The sequence below is a fragment of the Orbaceae bacterium BiB genome, assembly GCA_036251205.1.
Classification (GTDB): Bacteria; Pseudomonadota; Gammaproteobacteria; order Enterobacterales; family Orbaceae; genus Orbus; species Orbus mooreae.
Genome location: CP133958.1, coordinates 1756376 through 1781420, shown reverse-complemented (window position 1 = coordinate 1781420; position 25045 = coordinate 1756376). Strand labels below are relative to the sequence as shown.

At 37.2% G+C, this 25045-nt stretch carries 21 protein-coding genes, 1 tRNA gene and 3 rRNA genes; 16 read left to right on the top strand and 9 right to left on the bottom strand.

Translation table 11 applies throughout. The annotated features are described in order from the left end of the window. Positions 1-52 precede the first annotated feature (52 nt). From coaBC to RHO11_08350, 4 genes are all read left to right on the top strand, one after another. The gene (gene coaBC, locus RHO11_08365; protein WVD60510.1) at positions 53-1279 is read left to right on the top strand and encodes a bifunctional phosphopantothenoylcysteine decarboxylase/phosphopantothenate--cysteine ligase CoaBC; all 1227 of its coding nucleotides are present in this window, start codon (positions 53-55) and stop codon (positions 1277-1279) included. Next, positions 1263-1721: a dUTP diphosphatase gene (gene dut / locus RHO11_08360; protein ID WVD60509.1), complete on the top strand. Its 459-nt coding sequence runs from the start codon at positions 1263-1265 to the stop codon at positions 1719-1721. The genes coaBC and dut overlap by 17 nt, the downstream gene beginning before the upstream one ends. Before the next feature lie 2 nt (positions 1722-1723). Next, a complete protein-coding gene (slmA, locus tag RHO11_08355; protein WVD60508.1) occupies positions 1724-2311 on the top strand; it encodes a nucleoid occlusion factor SlmA in 588 nt (195 codons plus the stop codon). Positions 2312-2389: 78 nt separating this feature from the next. Continuing rightward, entirely contained in the window at positions 2390-3211 is an 822-nt protein-coding gene (locus RHO11_08350; GenBank protein WVD60507.1) for a mechanosensitive ion channel, read from the top strand. A gap of 59 nt (positions 3212-3270) precedes the next feature. Here the strand turns inward: RHO11_08350 and cysE are convergent, their stop codons facing one another. The 5 genes from cysE to metA form a co-directional block, all read right to left on the bottom strand. After that, positions 3271-4065, bottom strand: a complete 795-nt coding sequence (gene cysE / locus RHO11_08345) for a serine O-acetyltransferase (GenBank protein ID WVD60506.1) — start codon at positions 4063-4065, stop codon at positions 3271-3273. Positions 4066-4103: 38 nt separating this feature from the next. Further along, positions 4104-5138, bottom strand: coding sequence for an NAD(P)H-dependent glycerol-3-phosphate dehydrogenase (gpsA, locus tag RHO11_08340; GenBank protein WVD60505.1), 1035 nt, complete (start codon positions 5136-5138; stop codon positions 4104-4106). A gap of 18 nt (positions 5139-5156) precedes the next feature. Further along, positions 5157-5657, bottom strand: coding sequence for a protein-export chaperone SecB (secB, locus tag RHO11_08335; protein WVD60504.1), 501 nt, complete (start codon positions 5655-5657; stop codon positions 5157-5159). 21 nt (positions 5658-5678) lie between these two features. Continuing rightward, positions 5679-6119, bottom strand: coding sequence for a rhodanese-like domain-containing protein (locus RHO11_08330; protein WVD60503.1), 441 nt, complete (start codon positions 6117-6119; stop codon positions 5679-5681). Between the two features lie 238 nt (positions 6120-6357). Next, positions 6358-7290, bottom strand: a complete 933-nt coding sequence (metA, locus tag RHO11_08325; protein ID WVD60502.1) for a homoserine O-succinyltransferase — start codon at positions 7288-7290, stop codon at positions 6358-6360. 312 nt (positions 7291-7602) lie between these two features. Here metA and RHO11_08320 point away from each other — a divergent pair, with 312 nt between their 5' ends. The 6 genes from RHO11_08320 to RHO11_08295 all read left to right on the top strand — a co-directional run bounded on the left by RHO11_08320 (position 7603) and on the right by RHO11_08295 (position 14670). Beyond that, entirely contained in the window at positions 7603-8877 is a 1275-nt protein-coding gene (locus RHO11_08320; GenBank protein WVD60501.1) for an MFS transporter, read from the top strand. 120 nt (positions 8878-8997) lie between these two features. Next, the gene (locus RHO11_08315) at positions 8998-9915 is read left to right on the top strand and encodes a GntR family transcriptional regulator (protein WVD60500.1); all 918 of its coding nucleotides are present in this window, start codon (positions 8998-9000) and stop codon (positions 9913-9915) included. A gap of 120 nt (positions 9916-10035) precedes the next feature. Further along, a complete protein-coding gene (locus tag RHO11_08310) occupies positions 10036-11475 on the top strand; it encodes a tagaturonate reductase (protein ID WVD60499.1) in 1440 nt (479 codons plus the stop codon). 18 nt (positions 11476-11493) lie between these two features. Next, a complete protein-coding gene (locus tag RHO11_08305; protein ID WVD60498.1) occupies positions 11494-12519 on the top strand; it encodes a zinc-binding alcohol dehydrogenase family protein in 1026 nt (341 codons plus the stop codon). Between the two features lie 98 nt (positions 12520-12617). Then, on the top strand, positions 12618-14168 hold the full coding sequence (locus RHO11_08300) for an altronate dehydratase family protein (GenBank protein WVD60497.1): 1551 nt from the start codon (positions 12618-12620) through the stop codon (positions 14166-14168). 256 nt (positions 14169-14424) lie between these two features. Beyond that, complete coding sequence (locus RHO11_08295) at positions 14425-14670, top strand: hypothetical protein (protein WVD60496.1); 246 nt, start codon at positions 14425-14427, stop codon at positions 14668-14670. 13 nt (positions 14671-14683) lie between these two features. Here RHO11_08295 and tsaA read toward each other — a convergent pair whose 3' ends face one another. From tsaA to metN, 4 genes are all read right to left on the bottom strand, one after another. Beyond that, positions 14684-15367, bottom strand: coding sequence for a tRNA (N6-threonylcarbamoyladenosine(37)-N6)-methyltransferase TrmO (gene tsaA, locus RHO11_08290; GenBank protein ID WVD60495.1), 684 nt, complete (start codon positions 15365-15367; stop codon positions 14684-14686). A 79-nt stretch (positions 15368-15446) separates the two neighbouring features. Beyond that, positions 15447-16340 carry a methionine ABC transporter substrate-binding lipoprotein MetQ gene (gene metQ / locus RHO11_08285; protein WVD60494.1) on the bottom strand — a complete coding sequence of 298 codons (894 nt, stop codon included), beginning with the start codon at positions 16338-16340 and terminating at the stop codon, positions 15447-15449. A gap of 21 nt (positions 16341-16361) precedes the next feature. After that, entirely contained in the window at positions 16362-17141 is a 780-nt protein-coding gene (gene metI, locus RHO11_08280; protein WVD60493.1) for a methionine ABC transporter permease MetI, read from the bottom strand. Continuing rightward, on the bottom strand, positions 17134-18165 hold the full coding sequence (gene metN, locus RHO11_08275; protein ID WVD60492.1) for a methionine ABC transporter ATP-binding protein MetN: 1032 nt from the start codon (positions 18163-18165) through the stop codon (positions 17134-17136). Before metN ends, metI begins: the two co-directional genes overlap by 8 nt. A 108-nt stretch (positions 18166-18273) precedes the next feature. On the opposite strand from metN, the gene gmhB reads away from it, so the two are divergent. The 6 genes from gmhB to RHO11_08245 all read left to right on the top strand — a co-directional run bounded on the left by gmhB (position 18274) and on the right by RHO11_08245 (position 25039). After that, positions 18274-18819, top strand: coding sequence for a D-glycero-beta-D-manno-heptose 1,7-bisphosphate 7-phosphatase (gene gmhB / locus RHO11_08270; GenBank protein ID WVD60491.1), 546 nt, complete (start codon positions 18274-18276; stop codon positions 18817-18819). 370 nt (positions 18820-19189) lie between these two features. Further along, positions 19190-20727 (top strand): 16S ribosomal RNA (locus RHO11_08265). Positions 20728-20785: 58 nt separating this feature from the next. Continuing rightward, a tRNA-Glu gene (locus RHO11_08260) sits at positions 20786-20861 on the top strand. 217 nt (positions 20862-21078) lie between these two features. Beyond that, positions 21079-23980, top strand: a 23S ribosomal RNA gene (locus RHO11_08255). Between the two features lie 84 nt (positions 23981-24064). After that, positions 24065-24179, top strand: a 5S ribosomal RNA gene (rrf, locus tag RHO11_08250). The 16S, 23S and 5S rRNA genes sit together here with 1 tRNA gene alongside, the layout of an rRNA operon. A 164-nt stretch (positions 24180-24343) precedes the next feature. Then, complete coding sequence (locus tag RHO11_08245) at positions 24344-25039, top strand: response regulator transcription factor (GenBank protein ID WVD60490.1); 696 nt, start codon at positions 24344-24346, stop codon at positions 25037-25039. The last annotated feature ends 6 nt before the right edge of the window (positions 25040-25045 follow it).

Genomic DNA, 25045 nt, shown 5'->3' with positions numbered 1-25045 from the left:
CATAAGTATTCATGGTAAAATATAATAAATTTATGTGATAGAAGTTGATAATATGAATTTAGTTAATAAGCATATTTTATTAGGAATCACGGGCGGTATTGCTGCCTATAAATGTCCTGAATTGGTACGCCAATTAAAAAAAATGGGTGCTCAAGTTCATGTTGTTATGACTGAATCGGCAAAGCATTTTGTCTCTGAATTAGCTTTGCAGGCTGTGTCTGGTAATCGAGTTTCTTATGATTTATTTGACTCTTCCGCAGAGTTATCAATGGGGCATATTGAACTCGCTAAATGGGCTGATTTAGTTTTAATTGCGCCCGCTACAGCGAATATTATTGCTAAGTTAGCAAATGGTATTGCCGATGATCTTTTAACCACATTATGCCTTGCGACATCAGCCCCAATTGCAATTTCTCCTGCGATGAACCAACAGATGTATCAATCTACAATTACCCAGCAAAATATTGCAACATTGGCAGCTCGAGATTTCCATATTTGGGGACCTGATAATGGTTTTCAGGCTTGTGGAGATATTGGCCCTGGTCGAATGCTTGATCCAGTAGAGTTAGTTACATGTGTTGATAATTTATTTACTGATTTAGATTTATTAAGTGGCTTGAATATTGTAATTACAGCTGGACCAACTCAGGAAGCATTAGATCCTGTTCGTTATATTAGTAATCATAGTTCTGGTAAAATGGGTTTTGCTATTGCTAAGGCTGCGGCAAATCTTGGTGCAACAGTTACGTTAATTAGCGGGCCAGTTAATTTATCAACACCAGCAAAAGTAATGCAGGAAAATGTTAAAACAGCTTTGCAAATGCATGAAAAAGCAATGCAGTATGCTAAAACAGCTGATATTTTTATTTCTTGCGCGGCAGTTGCTGACTATCGAGCAAAAATAGTTTCTGATCAAAAAATCAAAAAACAGCAAGATAGTAATGAGTTAACAATGACTTTTACTAAAAATCCAGATATTGTTGCTGATGTTGCATCCATGAAGAGTCATCGTCCTTTTGTCGTCGGTTTTGCTGCTGAAACGAATAATGTTGAAGAATATGCATTAAAGAAATTGAAAAGCAAAAATTTAGATATGATTTGTGCTAACGACGTTTCATCTAGTGAGCAGGGGTTTAACGCAGATAATAATGCGTTAACTCTGTATTGGTCTTTAGGTAAATTATCATTACCTCTAACAAGTAAAGAGAAATTAGCACAAGCGCTACTTACTGAAATAATTAAACATTATAATGAGTATACTAATGAAAAAAATAATTGATATAAAAATTTTAGATCAACGTCTCGGTAACGAATATCCATTACCAACTTATGCCACAGAAGGATCTGCCGGTATTGATTTGAGAGCAATGTTTGATGAAAAAACGGAAATAAAACCAGGACAAACCATTTTAACACCGACAGGGCTTTCGATGTTTATTGCCGATCCGAATCTGGCGGCATTAGTTTTACCTCGATCTGGTTTAGGATCAAAAAATGGCATTGTTTTGGGAAATTTGGTGGGTTTGATTGATTCAGATTATCAAGGACAACTTTTTGTTCCTCTCTGGAATCGTAGCGATACTTCATTTACTGTTGAGCCTGGAGATCGTATTGCTCAACTTATTATTGTGCCAGTTGTTCAAGCCGAATTTAATATTGTTGATAAATTTGATGAGTCATCTCGCGGTGAAGGTGGTTTTGGTCATTCAGGTAAAAAATAATTGTGATTACCAAACGTAAAAATCGTAAAGAGGACATTTTGCAAGCATTGGCTACAATGCTTGAATCAAATGAAGGTACTCAACGTATTACTACCGCAAAATTAGCTGCTAACGTTGGAGTTTCAGAAGCTGCATTATATAGACATTTTTCGAGTAAAACGAAAATGTATGAAAGTTTAATTGTTTTTATTGAAGATACTTTACTTTCTCGTATTAATACTATTTTGCAGGATGAAAAGGAGACTGAAGTTAGACTAAGATTGATTATTGCTCTTATTCTTGGGTTTTGTGAAAAAAATCCGGGATTGACGCGTATTATGACAAGCCATGCGTTGATGTTTGAACAAGAAGAACTTCAGGATAGAGTGAGTCAGCTATTTGAGAGAATTGAAACTCAACTTAAACAAGTTTTACGCGAAAGAAAGTTACGAGAAGGTTTAGCATATAGTATTGATGAACGAATTTTAGCAAGCCAACTTCTTGCTTTTTGTGAAGGCATGATGGTGAGATATGTAAGATCTGGCTTTAAATATTTGCCAACAACAGATTTTGATATCCGTTGGTTGTTAGTATCAAAACAACTCGTTTAAATATTAAAATACTGAGTGCTATCAGTATATTTTTATTGTATAAATTTTTATTTATTTTTCTAAATAAGGTGGTAAGGGATGGATATAATTAATAAACTAATTCAAGTCGTTGAAAAGTACGACAGCGTAGTGCTATCTTATTTGTTGAATATTGCTTTCGCTATTCTAATCTTTTTCTTAGGTCGTTTTATTTCTATTTTTGTTAGTCGACAGTTACGTAAAATACTCATTAATAAAAATGTTGAATCAACTATAATTAAGTTTACCACTTCCTCTATCCGCTATGCCATCATGGCTTTTACATTGGTGGCGGTGTTAGGGCAACTCGGTGTTCAAACGACATCTATTGTTGCTATTATTGGTGCTGCTGGTTTAGCTATCGGGCTTGCTCTACAAGGATCATTATCTAATTTTGCGGCTGGTGTATTATTAATTCTTTTTCGTCCATTTAAAGTTGGAGAATTAGTGATTATTAGTGGTATCTTAGGTACAGTTGATGCAATACAGATATTTTCAACCACGATAATTACTCCAACAGGCGAAACTGTAACTATTCCAAATAGCCAAGTTCTTGGTACCAATATCATCAATTATACTAGACAACCTAATCGAAGAATCGATCTCAATATTGGGGTTGATTATAAAGCAGATATTAAAGCTGTTTATGACATACTAAAAGGTTCAGTTGAAAAGACACCTGATATTTTGCGAGACTTAGGCGTTACCATTCGTTTTAATGAATTAGCGGGCTCTTCAATTAATTTTGTAGTTTATGTGTGGGTTGTTAATGAAAATTATAGTACAGTTAGAACTGTGTTACTCGAAAACATTAAAAATGATCTTGATGCTAATAATATTAATATTCCATACCCAACTATGGACCTCAATATCAAAAAATAGTCCTTGTTAGAGCGATATATTCTTCAGTTAAGGCGCATCTTCATGAGCGCCTTAATTTTTTAGATATCTTGATCCATATTTAAAGCTGGTTTTTCACAATCGGGGCATCCTACTATTTTAGCAGGGACGCCTGCGACAGTAGTATGTTGTGGTACTGGATTAAGGACAACAGAGCCTGCCCCAATCTTTGCTCCCTTGCCTATTTCAATATTACCTAAAATAGTGGAGTTTGCACCAATCATAACACCTTCTCGGATTTTAGGATGACGATCACCATTTTCTTTTCCTGTTCCACCAAGTGTCACTGATTGTAAAATAGAAACATCATTTTCAACCACTGCAGTTTCACCAATCACAATGCCTGTCGCATGGTCAAACATGACACCACAGCCAATTTTTGCTGCGGGATGAATATCAACACCAAATACAATTGCAATTTGGCTTTGCAAAAAAGATGCAAGAGCTCGTCTATTCTGTTGCCAAAGCCAATGAGCAATTCGATAAGCTTGTAGTGCAAGGAACCCTTTATAATAAAGTAACGGAGTTGAGTAATAGTTTGTCGCTGGATCTCGTAGATAAACAGCCATAATATCAGTCATGCCTGATTGAATAATTTCAGGGTTAGCTATATATGCTTGTCTTATGACTTCTCGAATATCAATAGCGGGCATAACTTCACTTGATAATTTATTAGCCAGAATATAACCAATAGCGCTACCAATATTATCATGATTAAGTAGTGTTGCATGAAAATAGCTTGCCAACATTGGCTCACTTTCTACTAATTGGCTAGCTTCTTCACGAATAGTATGCCAAAGTTGGTTAGGCTTAACGATTTTTTTAGCCGCAAGCATGACGAATACTCCTATATGATAAACATGTATGACAACTACTATTTTGCTATATTAGGACTTTTCAGTTCTTCTTTTTGAGTTCTACCAAGTAAATCTTTTGCAGCTTCTTTAGGATCCTTATGGCAATAAAGAATTTGATAGATCTGTTCAGTAATAGGCATATCAACTTGGTATTTTTCAGCTAATAGTTTAACTTCTTTTGTGTTTTGACAGCCTTCAACAACTTGTCCAATGATTTGTTTGGCTTCATCGATAGTTTTGTTTTGGCCAAGTAACATACCAAATCGGCGATTACGAGATTGATTATCTGTACATGTTAATACGAGATCACCAAGGCCTGCCATTCCCATAAAAGTAATTGGATCTGCACCTAGCACGGCTCCTAATCTCATCATTTCAGCGAGTCCACGAGTAATTAAGGCAGTTCTTGCATTTGCTCCAAATCCGAGCCCATCAGACAATCCTGCGCCAATTGCAATAACATTTTTGACAGCACCACCAAGTTGAACACCGATAAAATCTTTACTACTGTAGACACGAAAACTTTTACCACAATGGAAAAGATTTTGTAACTCGACTAAAAATAGATCATTTGTTGATGCAACGGTGACTGCAGTAGGTAGTCCTTGTGCGACTTCTTTTGCAAAAGTTGGTCCAGAAATTACAGCTAATGGTATTTGATCACCTAAAATTTCTTTAGCAACATCTTGTAGTAAACGGCCTGAATTAGTTTCAAGCCCTTTGGTTGCCCAAACAATTTTAGAGTCAGGTCGTAGAAATGGCTTTATTTGGTTTAATACCTCTCCAAAAGCATGGCTTGGTACTACAATTAGTAAGATTGGAGAGGATTCAATAGCCGTTTGTAGATTTGTTTCAATAACTAGATTATTAGGGAATACAATACCTGGTAAAAATTTACTATTTTGTCTATCGTGTTCAAGCACATTCATTTCATCACGATTATGACCCCACAAAATAGTGTCATGACCGTTGCGAGCTAATAAGATTGCTAACGCTGTACCGTAAGATCCAGCACCAATGACTGTAATAGTTGAATGTGTTTGATTACTCATATTTACCTACTAAATAAATTATTGTAACTGTTCATTACTGTTAGCCGGATTTTCAGCTTGGCTATTAGCTGTATTTTGTTGTTGCTGTAAATAGTTCATAAATAAGCCATCAAAATTAACTGGCTCTAGATTAATTGGTTGGAATGTACCTTTATTTACTAAACTAGAAATTGTCTCACGCGCATATGGGAATAAAATATTTGGGCAAAAAGCACCTAAACAATGTTGTAACTGGTTACCTGAGAATCCTTGTACAGAGAAAATTCCTGCTTGAGTTACTTCACAAATATAAGCAACTTCATTATTAGATTTCGTTGTCAATGTAACACGCAAAGAAACTTCATATACATTTTCCACAATTAGGTGTGATGATGTATTTAGCTCAATATTAATTTCAGGTTTCCACTCTTTTTGGAAAATTTGTGGAACATTAGGTGTTTCAAATGAGATATCTTTAATATAAATACGCTGAATAGCAAAATTGTTTTCTTGCGTTTGAGCATTATTTTGTTCGGTCATGATTTTTTTCCTTTATTCATTTTATTTTTTTACTAATGGTAAATTCTCACCATTCCAACCTGCAATACCATCTTTTAGGACAAACACTTGTTCGAATCCTTGTTTATAAAGAAGGTCTCCAGATGCATTAGCTGACAAACCGTTATCATCAACTAAGATAATAGGTGATTGTTTATACTTCTCAATTGATTTGATACTGCTGTTTTTAATATCTACCGGCAGAATATTTAAGGCTTCTGTTATATGCCCTTTCTTAAAATTGTCAGCAGATCGAAGATCGACAATAATAGCCTCTTCTTTATTCATCATATGAATCGCTAGAGCATTACTGACAATTTTAACTTTTGTCAATTTAGCTTTAATTGTGAGATAGATAATGACAACAAAAAGAATAATCCACCCTAATGATAAAAACGGGTGATTTTTCACAAAAGGCATAATTTCGTTAACAATAAAGTCCATATTAGTACAATTACCTGTCTTGGTTGATTTATTACATTGTAGTGAGTGATTATAACGATATTGTTGTGCAAAATACAGTATTGAATCGAAAAGGCTGTAATTTTGGCTACATGATTAAATGAATTTAAGTTTAAAGGGGCGGCTACCCCTTTAAAAATAATATGGAGATTAAACTCTATTTATCGTATGAGTTACTATTAGATCTCTGATCAGTTTTATTATTTGCCGATAATTATTTTTAATCATCAATAGTTAAATTACGAGTATTTAAATCGTAAGGTGTCAATTGGTAAACATAATAGTTTAACCAGTTACTAAATAATAAATAGGCATGACTGCGCCAAGTTGCTTTAGCTGCTATTTCTGGGTTATTTTCAGGAAAATAGTTTTCGGGAATTGTTGGATTTATTCCAGCACTGATATCACGGAAATATTCGTTAGCTAAGGTAAATGAATCATATTCAGGATGACCTGTAACAAATGCCATTCGTTTATCTTGAGTTGCCATTAAATAAGCCCCCGTTATTTCTGATTCAGCCAGAATAATTAGGTCTGTTTTTTCTCGGATGATATTACATGGAAAATGAGCATAGCGCGAATGAGGGGCTAAAAATGTGTCATCAAACCCACGAGTTAAGATAGCTTTAGGGTCTGTAATATTGTGAGAGTAAACACCAGATAATTTTTTTTCTCTCGTTAATTTTGGTAAGCCATATAAAATATTTAATGCAGCTTGGACTGCCCAGCAAACAAATAATGTTGATGTAACATGCTCTTTCGCCCAATCAATAATATTAACCAGTTGCGGCCAATATACGACATCATCAAATTGCACCTTACCTAATGGTGCTCCAGTAATAATTAATCCATCAAAATTTTGATTTTTAATGTCATCAAAATCACAATAAAAACTATCTAAATGTTCAACTGGTGTATTTTTTGACTCTCTTTGATCTATGCGCAATAACTGAATATCAACCTGTAATGCGGAATTAGATAACAGACGTAAGAATTGATTTTCGGTCTCTATTTTTTTAGGCATTAGATTTAAAAATAGTACTTTTAATGGGCGGATTTCTTGAGTTTTAGCACGGCTAGCCGCCATCACAAATACATTTTCATTACGCAATACATCAACTGCCGGTAATGTATCGGGAATACAAATAGGCATAAGTTAACTCCTTATCTGATACTGTAATTATCTATCCATTTAAACGTTTAGACGTCTAGATATCTAAATATAACTTTTTTTAAGAGATTTGTCGAGAACTAGATTAATTTTGTTTTTATGCTGTCATTTATAATATTTTGTTATCACATTAAGATAATTAAAAACACATTAAAAACAGAAAAGTATTAAGCATTGCACAATCAACATAACTATTTCTAGTTGCTCTCTCCTCATCCATTAGAATGCGTAAAGCATTATTACCATAATGTTTCAATTATTTGTTTTATAATAATTTTATTAGATGAGGTTGTTATGCCGAAGCAAAAAAGTCATATTCGTTTTCATATCGCAGCATTAATGCTATTTGCTATTGTGATCAATTATTTAGATCGGACAGTTATGTCTGCAGCTGCACCAATGATTGCATCCGATCTCAATATTTCACCACAAGCAATGGGCTGGATCATGTCTGCATTTTTCTTAAGCTATGCTTGTTGTCAGATTCCAGCGGGATTTTTAGCTGATCGATTTGGACAACGCAAAACCTTAGCAGGCTCGGTAGCTTGGTGGTCTTTGGCTACAGCTGCGACAGCATTAGCAACATCACCTGCTGGATTTATTTTTGCACGTGTTTTTATGGGAGTAGGTGAAGCAGCAGCTTATCCATGTAATGGTGGTGTAGCGGCAAAATGGTTCCCAGATAGAGAAAGAGGACGAGTTACAGCTCTATTTGATAGTGGATCTCGATTTGGTACCGCCTTCGCTATGCCATTAGTCGTGTGGATTATTGCGCAATGGGGATGGCATGCTGCATTTTTTATTTGTGGTGGATTAGGTTTTATTTGGGTTGTATGGTGGCTGCTTGTTTATCAAGATCCAGAGAAACATCCTAATATTAGTCAAGCCGAGCTTAAATATATCCGTGATGGACAAGTAAAAAAAGAAGGTATTGATACAATTCAACCAATGAAGTGGTATGAGTTATTGAAATACAGAAATGTTCTTGCAATGTGTATTGGTTTTTTCATGCTTAACTACGCGGTATATTTCTTTATTACCTGGTTCCCAACATATTTAATAAATGAACGCGGTTTAAGTTTTACTGAAATGGGCTTTTTTGCTATGCTCCCTCCATTATGCGGTGTTTTAGGTCAATGGATTGGCGGCTGGTTATTAGATTTTGTTTTTATCAAAACAAATAATCTTAATATTGCACGAAAAATTAATCTAGTTGGAGGCATGCTAGTTGCAACAAGTATCGCTTTTGCTGGGTTGGTTGATTCTATGTCAATTATGATGTTGTTACTTTGTGTATCTTATGTCGGTTTAGCTTTTGCAGGATCTGCAATTTGGTGTTTACCTGCCGATATCGCTCCACGAAATATGACATCTGTCCTTGGTGGTATTCAAAATACTGTATCAAACTGCGGTGGATTTTTGGGTCCAATTGTAACTGGATATATTATTGGTGCAACTGGTTCATTTATGTATGCACTTATTGTATCAGGTAGTGCTTGCGCAATTGGTGCATTAGTTTATATGTTTATGTTAAAAGATATTAAACCAATTGAAGCGAAACAAGCTTAATGTTCTTAGTAAACAAATACGGTAATTACCGTATTTGTTTATGATAATTAAAAGTTTGGTAATCTACCTAAAACCTAAATCTAAAGTCTCCAACGACGATTCTATATTGGAAACTAATATATGAGCAGAAATCCAACTTTACGACAAAGAACAATTAACCAATTTATTGATTGTGTATTAAAAAATATTCTCACTTTTCCCTTACCACCACTCATTACTCTTGCTGATATGTTTAATGTCAGTCGAACTACAATGCGAGCGGTCTTAGTACACTTATCGGATACAGGTGTTTTAAATCAGGTAGATGAGCAATATTACCTACAACGTAAGCCAACAGAACAAGACAAAATGAATGGTATTTTTGAAGAACGAGAAGTACAGGATCAGCATTTTGAGAACTATTTTTATCACTTGATCAATAGTCATAAACTGTTACCAGGTGATCGTTTTGATGAAATTCAATTATCTAAAGATGCCAAAGTTAATCCGATTGTTGTTCGGGAATTTTTACTGCGGTTTTTGCATTATGGTTTAATTAATAATTACGAAAAGGGAAAATGGGCACTGATTATAGTAGATAAAGACTATGCAGAGAAACTTTATGAGTTTCGTAGTATTTTAGAAATATTTGCTTTGCGCTCATTTATGGCACAAAAAAATGATCATATTAATTGGACTAAAGCTAAGGAGTTATTGCAGCGGCATAAAAACTTACAACAAAATATTAATAATGATTATACTTTATTTGCAACACTTGATCGCGATTTCCATCAATTAATTCTGTCATCTAATAATAATCCATTTTTTGTACAATCTTTTGATTTAATTTCTGTAATCTTTCATTTTCATTATCAGTGGGATAATAGTGACTTGAAACAACGCAATAGTGTTGCTGTGAGCGAGCATATTGCAGTATTAAGTGCAATGTTACAAAAAGATGAAACGAAAGCGATAGCAGCATTATGTAAGCATCTTAATACCGCTAAAATGTCGATGCGTGAATCGATTGATCGTTCTCTAAAAATAAAAAACAGATAAAAAACAAAAAAGTGAAATGTCAGGCACGAAATACACAACAAATTTAAGTGACTCTGATTAGCTAAGATATAGTGCTCTTTACTAACCGTACACTATGTAAAGAGAAGAGAGCCCTGTATTATGACTAAACAACTTAATCGCCAAAATTTCTCAGGTCCTGTTTATCCTGAAAAAGTGATTCAATTCGGTGAAGGCAATTTTTTAAGAGCTTTTATTGATTGGATTATTGATAATCTTAATGAAAAAACAGATTTCAATAGTGGTATCACCATTGTTCGTCCGATTGATAGTCACCAGCCAAAACTCGATGAGCAAGATGGATTATATACGACAGTCATTAGAGGTATTAATGAACAGGGAGACGCTGTTGCCGTTCCTCGTATTATCTATTCTGTTAATCGTGAATTGTCAGTATATGAAGAGTTTGCACAATATTTGAAATGTGCTGAAAATCCTGAATTAGAGTTTGTATTTTCAAATACCACCGAAGCTGGGATTGCATTTAATAATAAAGATCAGCTATCAGATACACCACCAGCAACATTTCCTGCAAAATTGACAATATTCTTACATCATCGCTTTAAATATTTTAATGGTCAAAAAGAGAAAGGATTAATTATTATTCCTTGTGAATTAATTGATTATAACGGTGAGAAATTAAAAGAGTATGTTATTGATTATGCGAAGTTGTGGAATTTAAGTACAGATTTTATCAACTGGCTTAATGAAGCAAATACTTTTTGTTCAACATTAGTTGACCGTATTGTTACTGGTTATCCAAAAGACGAAGTAGATAAGTTAGAGCAAGAGCTCGGTTACAAAGATAAGTTTTTGGATACGGCAGAATATTTTTATCTCTTTGTTATTCAGGGTCCGAGTTGGATTAAGGATAAATTGAAACTTGAACAAGTAGATCTAAATATTTTAGTTGTGGATGATATTAAACCTTATAAAGAACGTAAAGTTGGCATACTTAACGGAGCCCATACGGCAATGGTTCCTGTCGCATATCTTGCTGGTATTCGTACTGTTGGGCAAGCAATGTCTGATAATCAAATCGAATGTTTTATTAAAAATCTTTTAAATAAAGAAGTGATTCCTACATTATCTTTGGATAAAGATGAACTTAATCAATTTGCACATGATGTATTGAATCGATTTAGAAATCCGTTTATTAAACATGAGCTTATTGCTATATCGCTTAATTCATTAACTAAATTTAAAACGCGTTTATTACCGCAATTGCTGACTTATAGCCAAAAATTTAATCAACCACCAAAATATATTTCATTCTCATTAGCTGCTTTGATTGCGTTTTATCGTGGTGAATATCAAGGACAAGTTATTCCACTCACTGATGATAAACCATTATTAGATCGTTTTAATGAATGGCATCCGTTATATCAGAGTAATGTAAAAAAATTAGTTTCTAACGTATTAGGTATGTCAGATCACTGGGAACAAGATTTAAATAATATTCCAGGTCTTACCGACTTAGTGACAGCAAATCTGACAGCAATTTTATCAAATGATATTAAAGCTATTATCCCACAGAATTAATTATCAAGGAGCAAACACATGTCTAGTATGAAATATATTGTTATTCCAGAGCCAGGAAAAGTTGAAATTAGAGATATGGAAAAGCCTGTTTTGCAAAAAGGCGAGGCTATTTTGAAGGTTCTTTATGGTGGTATTTGTGGTTCCGATATGGGAACTTATAAAGGCACCTTTTTATATGCGAGCTATCCTCGGATTCCTGGACATGAATTTTCAGCTGAAGTTGTCGAAGTTGGAGAAAACACGTTTGGCATTAAAAAAGGTATGATTGTTACCGCGAATCCTTATTTTAATTGTGGAACATGCTATTCCTGCCGAAGAGGATTTGTGAACTGCTGTACGAGTAATCAAACCTTAGGTGCTCAGCGAGATGGCATTTTCCGTCAATATTATAGTATGCCTATTGAACGTATTTATGATGGTAAGGGGTTAGATGCTTTAACGCTTGCTATGATTGAACCTTTCTGTATCAGTTACCATTCTGTTCAGCGAACAGCAGTTAAAGAAGGGGATAAAGTATTAGTTGTTGGTGCAGGTCCAATTGGTTTATTTGCTGTAATGGCAGCAAAACTAAAAGGTGCTGAGGTTTATGTTAGTGATATGATGCAAAACCGTTTAGATAAAGCCCTCGAGATTGGTGCCACTGGCGTGATTCGTACTGATAAAGAGGATTTTGCTACCAGAGTTAAAGAGATTACTAATGGGGACGGTTTTGATGTTTGTATTGAATGTGTTGGTTTGCCACAAACATTCCAAAATTGTATTGATGCTGCGGCATTTAGAGGGCGAATTGGTTTAGTTGGCGTTAGTAAGCAAAAGCTGGATTTTGCCTTTACTCAGATTCAAACTAAAGAGTTAGATGTATCGGGTTCTCGTAATGCTTTGAAAAAGGATTTTATTGAATTGATTGATTTAGTGAAATCAGGTAAATGCAACGTTAAAAGTATTATCACTGATGTATATGAACTTGAAGATGCTCAAAAGGCTTTTAAAGATATGGCGGATGATCCAATTAGTCGATTGAAATCTGTCATTAAAATTGGTTAATCGTTTTTTTATTTAGTTTAGTGGTAAATTTCAGGTGGATTACTGATAAATTCCACCTGAAATAAGATATATGATGCAATCGATAATTTTCAGTCTTAATGAAATTTGGTTGTGAGCCAGTATTGAATATTTTAGTGAGTGTTGAGACTAACAGTATGAAAAATATTATTAAAATCAATGATAACGATAATGTTATTATTGCATTGGAAAATTTAAATAAAGGTGATAGTTTATCTATCAATAATAAGCTGATAACCGTTTTGCAAGATATTCCTTCTGGGCATAAAGTTGCCATTAAAACGATTAGTCTAAATGAGAATGTGATTAAATATGGTTTCCCGATTGGCCATGCTACTACCATCATACAAGTAGGAGAACATGTCCATACTCATAATGTAAAAACCAATCTTGGCGAGTTACAAGAATACCAATATCAACCGACCAAGATAGCGATAGCGAGTGAGTTCTCTGATCGAGAAATTAAAATTTATCGTCGGGAAAATGGTGAAGTGGGGATTCGAAATGAACTCTGGATTATACCAACGGTTGGTTGTGTTAATGGTATTGCTCAACAAATAAGTAAAAAATTTATTGCACAGCTAGCCGCACAAGGTGAACAGTTCGAGAATGTATATGTACTTGCTCATCCTTATGGTTGTTCTCAATTAGGTAAGGATCACCAAAATACACGAACTATTTTACAAGACATGGTAAAGCATCCTAATGCAGGTGGCGTCCTTATTGTTGGCCTCGGTTGTGAAAATAATCAGTTAGCAGCTTTTCGCGAAACATTAGGCGATTATAATTCTGAACGCGTTAGCTTTATGATTTTACAAGAAGAACGAGATGAAATAGCTACGGGTCTCGCTCATCTTAATCAACTTTACCAAAAAATGAGGAATGATAAACGAGTAACCGGTAAGCTAAGCGAACTAAAATTTGGTTTAGAGTGTGGTGGCTCTGATGGTTTATCAGGAATTACTGCTAACCCACTATTAGGAAAATTTTCTGATTATGTTATCGCTCATGGTGGAACAAGTGTTTTAACTGAAGTACCTGAAATGTTTGGTGCTGAAACAATCTTAATGTCACACTGTATTAATCAACCAACTTTTGAAAAAACAGTTAATATGGTTAATAACTTTAAACGTTATTTTATGGAACATAATCAACCGATCTATGAGAATCCTTCTCCTGGTAATAAAGCGGGCGGAATTACGACACTGGAAGATAAATCTTTAGGATGTACTCAAAAAGCGGGTAATAGCCAAGTTGTTGATGTATTAGAATATGGAGAACGTTTAACTTGTGCTGGATTAAATCTACTTTCAGCACCAGGTAATGATGCGGTGGCGACTAGTGCACTAATTGCTGCTGGTTGTCATATGGTTCTCTTTTCTACGGGAAGGGGGACGCCATATGGCGGATTTGTGCCAACAGTAAAAATTGCAACCAATACCGCATTGGCAGAGAAAAAGCAAACTTGGATTGATTTTAATGCTGGTCAATTAGTTGAAGGGACTCCGATGCTTGAATTATTAAAACAATTTATAGATCTCATTGTTAATATTGCAAATGGTCAAACTAGTTGTAATGAAAATAATGATTTTAGGGAATTAGCTATTTTTAAAAATGGTGTAACTGAGTAATTTACTTCATATTCAATTTTACCCTTATTAAGACAAAAGGAATAAGCGCTTTTCTTTTGTCTATCTCTTCTACGATATGCCATTATTCAAAAAATAAGTTTATGTTTATTTATTCTATCGAATTTGAAGCATTAATATTTCTTTACGATAGGGCTATTTTGAAAATCATTAATCAAGAATTTGTTAAATTTGTTGTGTCTTTATTAACATAGATTTATATCTAAAGAGCATTTAGTTCTTATTTGAAGTATGTATTATGAAAATCTTATTAAGTTCTCTTTTAACCATTTGTTTAATCGGATTTGCTACAACTGATACTTATTCTCAAGATTTTATTTATGCACATAAAACGCTATTAATTGGTAATAGTTTAAAAATTGCAGATAAAATCAATGATTTTGATGATTATATTTTTTTACCCGATGAGCATATTGAAGAAATTGAGCCCGTATTTGAAGAAGATGCTATTAAAAATAATATATTCTCCAAGAGGAGCAGATAACCATATATGGTGTTTAACTAATGTCTATAATTGTTGCTATGTTGTTTTCTACTTCAAAACGAATATTCATGTTACTTAATGTTATTCCAAATATTTGTGGTCGCGTCGACTTCTTTTTATATGCAGGTCTAGGATCTTGTGAGACAACCTGAATAATTAGTTCTTGCAATTCTGGTAGCGATTTTAGTTGCTCGATTGCTTTATTAGAAAATATAACGGTTAATGATGGAAGTGGTTTATTATTCGCATAGCTTGCCGCCGCATTTGGATAGCAATCACTATAAGGAATATAAGGTTTAATATCAATGATTGGAGTTTTATCAACAATATCGACACTACCCAATTTTAAAATAATCTGTCCGTTAACATTAATAATATCGTGTAGCTCAACTGCTGATAATCCAATTGGATTAGGTCTAAATGTTGAACGACTTGCAAAAACACCGACTTTTTCATTTCCACCTAATCTAGGGGGACGAACTGTATTTTGCCAACCTTGTTCGATTGTATGATTAAAGATGAAGAGTAACCATAAATGTGAAAATTGCTCTAATCCTTTCACACATTCAGGATTATTAAATGGAGGTAAGAGATGTAACTCTCCTTTTCCTAGTGGGACAAGATTTGGTTGTCTTGGAACTCCAAATTTTTCTTTATATGGTGAATGGATTGTACCGATTGGTGTCAAATTAATCATATTAGATAAAAAATGAAATAGCAAATTTGCTATTTCATTTAAGTCGTTTAGTAATTATACGTTCGATGTAATTAAAGCATTACCAGCCTTTAATTGCACCACCATTAAATATTTCATTAGCCTTTTCTGCAACAGCATCTGTTTGGTATGCTTTTACAAAATTAATGACGTTTGGATCATCTTTATTATCTTCTCTAGCTACAAGAATATTAACATAAGGAGAGTCTTTATCTTCAACAAAGATTCCGTCTTTACTTGGTGTTAAATTCACTTGGCCAGCAAATGCATTATTAATTATTGCTAAATCTACTTGTGCATCATCAAGAGAACGTGGCAACATTGGAGCTTCAATTTCGATAATGTTTAGATTATAAGGGTTGCTAGTAATATCAATTACTGTTGGTAGTAAACCTTTTTCAGGATCTACAGTAATTAAGCCTTGTTTTTGTAATAATAATAGCGCGCGACCTAGGTTTGTTGGATCATTTGGAATGGCAATCGTTGAATTCGCTGCAATAAAATATGATTCCCCGCGAGGTGAAGTAACGACGACGCCATTTGCATCAGCTGGTTTATCTGTTATTGGTTTTAATTTATTACTATAAGCAGCAATTGGATAAACAAATGAGTTACCAACAATGGCTAGTTTATAACCACGCTCAGCGACTTGTTGATCTAAATAAGGTTTATGCTGAAATCCATTTACATCTATAAGTCCATCGTTTAATGCTTGGTTTGGTGTAACATAATCATTGAATACGACAAGTTCCACATCTAAATTATATAGATCTTTTGCTTGTTGTTTTGCTTCTTCAGCGACTTCTTGTTCAGGGCCCGAGATTACACCAACTTTAATTGAAGAAATAGCAGTTGGAGAAGCAGGGCTAGTTGCAGCTTCATCTTTTTTATCGCAAGCACTCAGAAAAAAAACACTTGCAAGAGTTGTAATTATAGCCAGTTTTTTAAATTTCATATCTTTTTTCCTTGTCAAAAGTTAGTGATGTGTAACGCGTTTTACAAGCTTATTACCAATAAACTGGATAATAAACACAATAATAATAAGTATAACAAGTACAGTATTCATGATTGCTAATTTATAGCCATTATAACCATATTGGATAGCTAGTTGCCCAAGTCCACCAGCGCCGACTGCACCAGCCATTGCAATATAACCTGTTAACGTAATAAGCGTAATTGTCATGCTATTAATCAATACAGGCAATGATTCAGGTAATAATACTTTATAAATAATCTGTAATGGTGTTGCTCCCATAGAGCGAGCAGCTTCAATTAATCCTTTTGGCACATCTAATAATGCATTCTCTACCATTCTAGCAATTAGCGGGGCAACGGCAATACTTAGTGGCACGATTGCAGCTTGTTTACCAAGAAAGGTTTTTGTTCCTGTTAGTAGGTCCATTGCAATATAGGTAAATGGAATAATCCATACAATTAATATGATAAATGGAATTGAACGGAAGATATTGGTTACAAATGATAGAATTGAATTTGCCATTCTACATTCTAAAATTTGGCCTTGTCGAGTCGTGTATAATAAAATACCTAAAGGTAACCCGATAACTAAACCAAAAAAACCAGATAAGATAACCATATAAATAGTATCATCTGTTGCTTGTGCCAATTTTATAAGCATACTTCCGTTAAAGCCATTAAATTGCGAACAAAATGCAACAAAACTATGCCAGAAATCAAACTGTGATAAAAACCGAAATAAAGTCTCGAAAGGTTTAAAAGAAGGTAAAAAACTAGACATAACCGAGAACCTCTATTTTGGTGTTATTATTTTGTAAAAATTGAATTGCGTTTTTTGTAGCAAGTTGAGATCCGATCATTTCAGTTAACATAATACCGAATTTAACGCCTCCCGCATAATCCATTTGCGCGCTAATAATATTATTATCAATATTAAACTCTTTTGCTGCTTGGGATAATAGTGGTGAGTCAACTGAAACACCAGAAAACTCTAATCTTAATAATGGATTCAGTCCTTCTTCGTGAATCGGAGATAATCTTTTTAAGTAATCATCAGGAATATTTAAGTGTAATGTAGCTTGAATAAACTGCCTTGCAATATCACTTTTAGCATTAGAAAACATTTCTCCAATGGATGCTTGCTCTATTAATTTTCCATCACTTATTACTGCAACTTGATCACAAATTTGTTTAACAACATCCATTTCATGCGTAATAAGTAAGATTGTTAAACCCAATTTTTTATTAATATTTTTCAACAATTCTAGAATAGAACGTGTTGTTTCTGGATCTAGAGCACTGGTTGCTTCATCACATAACAATACTTTTGGATCATTAGCCAATGCCCTTGCAATAGCAACTCGTTGTTTTTGTCCTCCTGACAAATTAGCCGGATATACACTGGCTTTGTCTGTTAGACCAACTAACTCTAAAAGTTGATTCACTTTTACTTTAATTTGTTTTTTAGGTACGCGATCTAATTCTAATGGAAACGCAACATTGTCAAAGACTGTTCTCGAAGACAATAAGTTAAAGTGTTGAAAAATCATACTTATTTTTCGGCGAATATAGATTAACTGATGATTAGATAATCCAGTTATCTCTTGATTATCGATAAAAACTTTACCACTTGTTGGTCTTTCCAATAGATTAATACAACGAATCAGGGTACTTTTTCCTGCACCTGATTTACCGATTACACCATATACTTGCCCAGCAGGAACATTAATATTAATATCCTTTAGTGCTTCGATGTTTTTTTTATTGTGGATAAATGTTTTAGAAATATTTTCAAGTCTTATCATAAAAGAATTCAAGCAAAAAATTGATTTAGAAATGTTAAGACGTCTAGACATCTAAGTCAATAGATATTATGCTACATACATACAAATAATAGATATATAGAGTAATAAATGAAGCCTGCAATTTTTCTTGATCGTGATGGTACAATTAATATTGATCATAATTATGTACATCAAATTGATGATTTTGATTTTATTGATGGTGTGATAGAGGCCATGCTTGAATTAAAAAAAATGGGTTTTTTACTTGTCATTACCACCAATCAATCAGGTATTGCTAGAGGTATCTTTTCACAAGAGCAGTTTGACGCCCTAACAGAGTGGATGGATTGGTCCCTAATAGATAGAGGTGTGGAAATTGACGGAGTATATTATTGTCCTCATGACCCTCTTTATACTAATTGTGATTGCCGTAAGCCAAAACCAGGAATGATTTTAACTGCTCAACAAGATTTAAATATTGATGTCGCTAACTCATATATGGTTGGAGATCGTGTTTCTGACCTTTTATCTGGTAGAAATGCTGGTGTTAAAAAAACAGTGCTTGTAAAGACAGGAGATCCTTTAACACCAGAGGCTGAGACACAGGCAGACTGGATAATTGATAGTTTAGCTGAATTACCTAGTAAGATAAAAAATGAGCAGTTGAAAAAATAAATGCAAAATAGACTTGATCTAAACGAGAAGATGTCTATAATGCGCATCCACTGACGTAACGCAAAGCCTTAAAGCAAGGCGGTTGGTTAAGTTGGAAAAGTTAGTGAATCGGTTGAAACGATTTTCAGAATTTGAAAAAAAGGATGAAAAAAGTTATTGACAGATTAAAAAGGAAAGCGTAGTATACGCAACCCTTGAGACAGCAAAACGAAACGCTGTCAGCTCTTTAAAAATTAAGAACAGACAATCTGTGTGGGCACTGTTAGGACAAAGAAATTAAAGTCTACGGACTTAAAAAAATCAAGTCTTAATAAGTGACACTGAAGATTCATTTGAATATGTCAGAAACAGTTATTGAGCATCAAACTTTAAATTGAAGAGTTTGATCATGGCTCAGATTGAACGCTGGCGGCAGGCTTAACACATGCAAGTCGAACGGTAACATGGGTGCTTGCACCTGATGACGAGTGGCGGACGGGTGAGTAATGTATGGGGATCTGCCGAATGGAATGGGACAACAGTTGGAAACGACTGCTAATACCGTATAATGTCGCGAGACCAAAGTGTGGGACTTTCGGGCCACATGCCATTTGATGAACCCATATGGGATTAGCTAGTAGGTGGGGTAATGGCTCACCTAGGCGACGATCTCTAGCTGGTCTGAGAGGATGACCAGCCACACTGGAACTGAGACACGGTCCAGACTCCTACGGGAGGCAGCAGTGGGGAATATTGCACAATGGGGGGAACCCTGATGCAGCCATGCCGCGTGTATGAAGAAGGCCTTAGGGTTGTAAAGTACTTTCGGTGATGAGGAAGGTACTTGGTCTAATAGGCCAAGTAATTGACGTTAATTACAGAAGAAGCACCGGCTAACTCCGTGCCAGCAGCCGCGGTAATACGGAGGGTGCGAGCGTTAATCGGAATGACTGGGCGTAAAGGGCATGTAGGCGGATGATTAAGTTAGGTGTGAAATCCCCGAGCTCAACTTGGGAATTGCATTTAAAACTGGTCGTCTAGAGTATTGTAGAGGAAGGTAGAATTCCACGTGTAGCGGTGAAATGCGTAGAGATGTGGAGGAATACCGGTGGCGAAGGCGGCCTTCTGGACAGATACTGACGCTGAGATGCGAAAGCGTGGGGAGCAAACAGGATTAGATACCCTGGTAGTCCACGCTGTAAACGATGTCGATTTGGAGTTTGGGGGCATGTCCCTTGGGCTCCGGAGCTAACGCGTTAAATCGACCGCCTGGGGAGTACGGCCGCAAGGTTAAAACTCAAATGAATTGACGGGGGCCCGCACAAGCGGTGGAGCATGTGGTTTAATTCGATGCAACGCGAAGAACCTTACCTGGTCTTGACATCCATAGAATCTTTCAGAGATGAGAGAGTGCCTTCGGGAGCTATGAGACAGGTGCTGCATGGCTGTCGTCAGCTCGTGTTGTGAAATGTTGGGTTAAGTCCCGCAACGAGCGCAACCCTTATCCTTTGTTGCCAGCGGTTTGGCCGGGAACTCAAAGGAGACTGCCGTTGATAAAGCGGAGGAAGGTGGGGACGACGTCAAGTCATCATGGCCCTTACGACCAGGGCTACACACGTGCTACAATGGCGTATACAAAGGGAAGCGAAGGAGCGATCTGGAGCGGACCTCCTAAAGTACGTCTAAGTCCGGATTGGAGTCTGCAACTCGACTCCATGAAGTCGGAATCGCTAGTAATCGTGAATCAGAATGTCACGGTGAATACGTTCCCGGGCCTTGTACACACCGCCCGTCACACCATGGGAGTGGGTTGCACCAGAAGTAGATAGCTTAACCGAAAGGAGGGCGTTTACCACGGTGTGATTCATGACTGGGGTGAAGTCGTAACAAGGTAACCGTAGGGGAACCTGCGGTTGGATCACCTCCTTACGAAGTTCCTGACAGTGTTCACATAGATTGTTTGTTTGAAGTTGTAAAAGATCATTTAGTCCCCTTCGTCTAGAGGCCTAGGACATCGCCCTTTCACGGCGGTAACAGGGGTTCGAATCCCCTAGGGGACGCCATTTAAAGACGGATGATTGAATGCAACGAATAATATATTGATAAGTGTACTAATTAGTGCATTGATTAATATAGCTCTTTAACAAAATGGAACAAGCTGAAAAGAAACGAGTTCTCGTTTTATGGAGGCGTTGATGTGAATGATTTCACGTTGATGTTGAAATAGAAAGAGAAAAAAACAAGCGAAATTGAAAAAGCCAAGACAACTGTAAGTTGTAAGGTTAAGAAATTAAGCGTACACGGTGGATGCCTAGGCAATCAGAGGCGAAGAAGGACGTGTTAATCTGCGAAAAGCGACGGTGAGCTGGTAAAGAGCGTTATAGCCGTCGATGTCCGAATGGGGAAACCCAGTGCAATAATGCACTATCATTAGTTGAATAAAATAGATTAATGAGGCGAACCGGGAGAACTGAAACATCTCAGTACCCCGAGGAAAAGAAATCAACCGAGATTCCCAAAGTAGCGGCGAGCGAAATGGGAGGAGCCCAAAGCGGGTAGCTTGATGTGTAAATGGAAGTATCTGGAAAGGTACACGATAGAGGGTGATAGTCCCGTACATGAATATGCATGAAGTGGAAGCTTGAAGAGTAGGGCGGGACACGTGGTATCCTGTCTGAATATGGGGGGACCATCCTCCAAGGCTAAATACTCCTGATTGACCGATAGTGAACTAGTACTGTGAAGGAAAGGCGAAAAGAACCCCGGCGAGGGGAGTGAAATAGAACCTGAAACCGTGTACGTACAATCAGTGGGAGCATCTTTATGGTGTGACTGCGTACCTTTTGTATAATGGGTCAGCGACTTATATTCTGTAGCAAGGTTAACCGAATAGGGGAGCCGAAGGGAAACCGAGTCTTAACTGGGCGTTAAGTTGCAGGGTATAGACCCGAAACCCGGTGATCTAGCCATGGGCAGGTTGAAGGTTGGTTAACACTAACTGGAGGACCGAACCGACTAATGTTGAAAAATTAGCGGATGACCTGTGGCTGGGGGTGAAAGGCCAATCAAACCGGGAGATAGCTGGTTCTCCCCGAAAGCTATTTAGGTAGCGCCTCATGTATAACTGTTGGGGGTAGAGCACTGTTTCGGCTAGGGGGCCATCCCGGCTTACCAACCCGATGCAAACTCCGAATACTGACAAGTTGAGCATGGGAGACACACGGCGGGTGCTAACGTTCGTCGTGAAGAGGGAAACAACCCAGACCGCCAGCTAAGGTCCCAAAGTCATAGTTAAGTGGGAAACGAAGTGGGAAGGCTTAGACAGCTAGGATGTTGGCTTAGAAGCAGCCATCATTTAAAGAAAGCGTAATAGCTCACTAGTCGAGTCGGCCTGCGCGGAAGATGTAACGGGGCTAAAACTATGCACCGAAGCTGCGGCAGTGTGTAAATAACATATTGGGTAGGGGAGCGTTCTGTAAGCCGTAGAAGGTGTCTTGTGAGGGATGCTGGAGGTATCAGAAGTGCGAATGCTGACATAAGTAACGATAATGCGGGTGAAAAGCCCGCACGCCGGAAGACCAAGGGTTCCTGTCCAACGTTAATCGGGGCAGGGTGAGTCGACCCCTAAGGCGAGGCAGAGATGCGTAGCTAATGGGAAACGGGTTAATATTCCCGTACTGGATGTGACTGCGATGGGGTGACGGAGAAGGCTAGGTTTACCGGGATAGGTCCGCAAGGAGCCCGGGTTAAGCAAGTAGGGGTGTGATTAGGCAAATCCGGTCACTAAAACTCTGAGATGCGATGACGAGGCACTAAGGTGCTGAAGTAATTGATGCCCTGCTTCCAGGAAAAGCCTCTAAGCTTCAGGTTACATGCAATCGTACCCGAAACCGACACAGGTGGTCAGGTAGAGAATACTCAGGCGCTTGAGAGAACTCGGGTGAAGGAACTAGGCAAAATGGTGCCGTAACTTCGGGAGAAGGCACGCTGATGGTAATTGAAATCCCACGCGGACGTAGGTGAAGTCAGTCGAAGATACCAGCTGGCTGCAACTGTTTAATAAAAACACAGCACTGTGCAAACACGAAAGTGGACGTATACGGTGTGACGCCTGCCCGGTGCTGGAAGGTTAATTGATGGGGTTATCCGTAAGGAGAAGCTCTTGATCGAAGCCCCAGTAAACGGCGGCCGTAACTATAACGGTCCTAAGGTAGCGAAATTCCTTGTCGGGTAAGTTCCGACCTGCACGAATGGCGTAATGATGGCCAGGCTGTCTCCACCCGAGACTCAGTGAAATTGAATTTGCCGTGAAGATGCGGTGTACCCGTGGCAAGACGGAAAGACCCCGTGAACCTTTACTATAGCTTGACAGTGAACATTGAGCCTTAATGTGTAGGATAGGTGGGAGACGAAGAAGTGTGGACGCTAGTTTGCATGGAGTCGACCTTGAAATACCACCCTTTAATGTTTGATGTTCTAACGTAGGGCCCTGAATCGGGCTTGCGGACACTGTCTGGTGGGTAGTTTGACTGGGGCGGTCTCCTCCCAAAGAGTAACGGAGGAGCACGAAGGTTAGCTAATCCTGGTCGGACATCAGGAGGTTAGTGCAATGGCATAAGCTAGCTTGACTGCGAGAGTGACGGCTCGAGCAGGTACGAAAGTAGGTCATAGTGATCCGGTGGTTCTGAATGGAAGGGCCATCGCTCAACGGATAAAAGGTACTCCGGGGATAACAGGCTGATACCGCCCAAGAGTTCATATCGACGGCGGTGTTTGGCACCTCGATGTCGGCTCATCACATCCTGGGGCTGAAGTAGGTCCCAAGGGTACGGCTGTTCGCCGTTTAAAGTGGTACGCGAGCTGGGTTTAGAACGTCGTGAGACAGTTCGGTCCCTATCTGCCATGGGCGTAGGAAAATTGAGAGGGTTTGCTTCTAGTACGAGAGGACCGAAGTGAACGCACCGCTGGTGTTCGGGTTGTGATGCCAATTGCATTGCCCGGTAGCTACGTGCGGAATAGATAAGTGCTGAAAGCATCTAAGCACGAAACTAGCCTTGAGATGAGTTTTCCCAGACTATATGTTTGTAAGGTCCGTTCGAGACTAGGACGTAGATAGGTCAGGTGTGTAAGTGTAGCGATACATTGAGCTAACTGATACTAATGAACCGAGAGTCTTAACCTTACAACTTAGAGTTGTTTTGGATTTAAAATCGCGAGTTGAGAGAAAAAGCTTGTTCTAGTTGTTAGAAAGCGAGACAGAGTTATGTCTGGCGGCGATGTTGCGGTGGACCCACCTGATCCATGCCGAACTCAGAAGTGAAACGCCGTGAAGCCGATGGTAGTGTGGGGTCCCCCCATGTGAGAGTAGGTCACCGCCAGACTATTAAATAAAACAGAAACCCGAACTATGTTCGGGTTTTTTTGTATTTGCAGTTCTCTTATTTTGATTTTTGATAAAAAATTGAATTTTTCTTTATCAATTTGTTTACCTTCATTAGGTTATATGTAACAATCTCCTGTAAATTAATTATTTGTGCGAATCCCTATGATAAATATTCTATTAATTGACGACGATGTTGAGCTTGCTCAAATGTTAAGTGAATACTTAACCAATGAAAGCTTTAAAGTAAAGGTAGTTCATACTGGTCAGGAAGGTATTGATGAAGCTTTATCAGGTAAGTTTAAGGCTATAATTTTAGACGTTATGTTACCTGATATTAACGGAATTGATGTTTTAAAAAGTATCCGTCAGTCAGTAAAAGTACCTGTCATAATGTTAACAGCTAAAGGTGATAATATTGATCGTGTTCTTGGTCTAGAATTAGGAGCTGATGATTATGTACCTAAACCTTGTTATCCGCGTGAGCTACTTGCTCGATTAAGAGCTGTTTTACGTCGTGTTGATGATCAACCATCTCTAGGTCCAGTTGAAACAAGTAATAAAAAATATGAATTTAATAATTTAATACTGGATATTCCTCAACGGTTATGTAGCTGGAATGATGTTACTATTGAATTGACATCAACTGAGTTTAACTTACTTGCTTTATTAGTTAAAAATCAAGAGAGAGTTGTGACCAAGGAAGAGCTTTCTGAAGCTGGTTTAGGAAGAGCAAGGGAGCTTTATGACCGTAGTGTTGATGTTCATATCAGCAATATTCGTCAAAAATTGCACCAGTTGACTAAAGATGCCGTGACTATTGAAACAATAAGAGCGGTAGGATATAGGATTAGATCGTAAGCTACT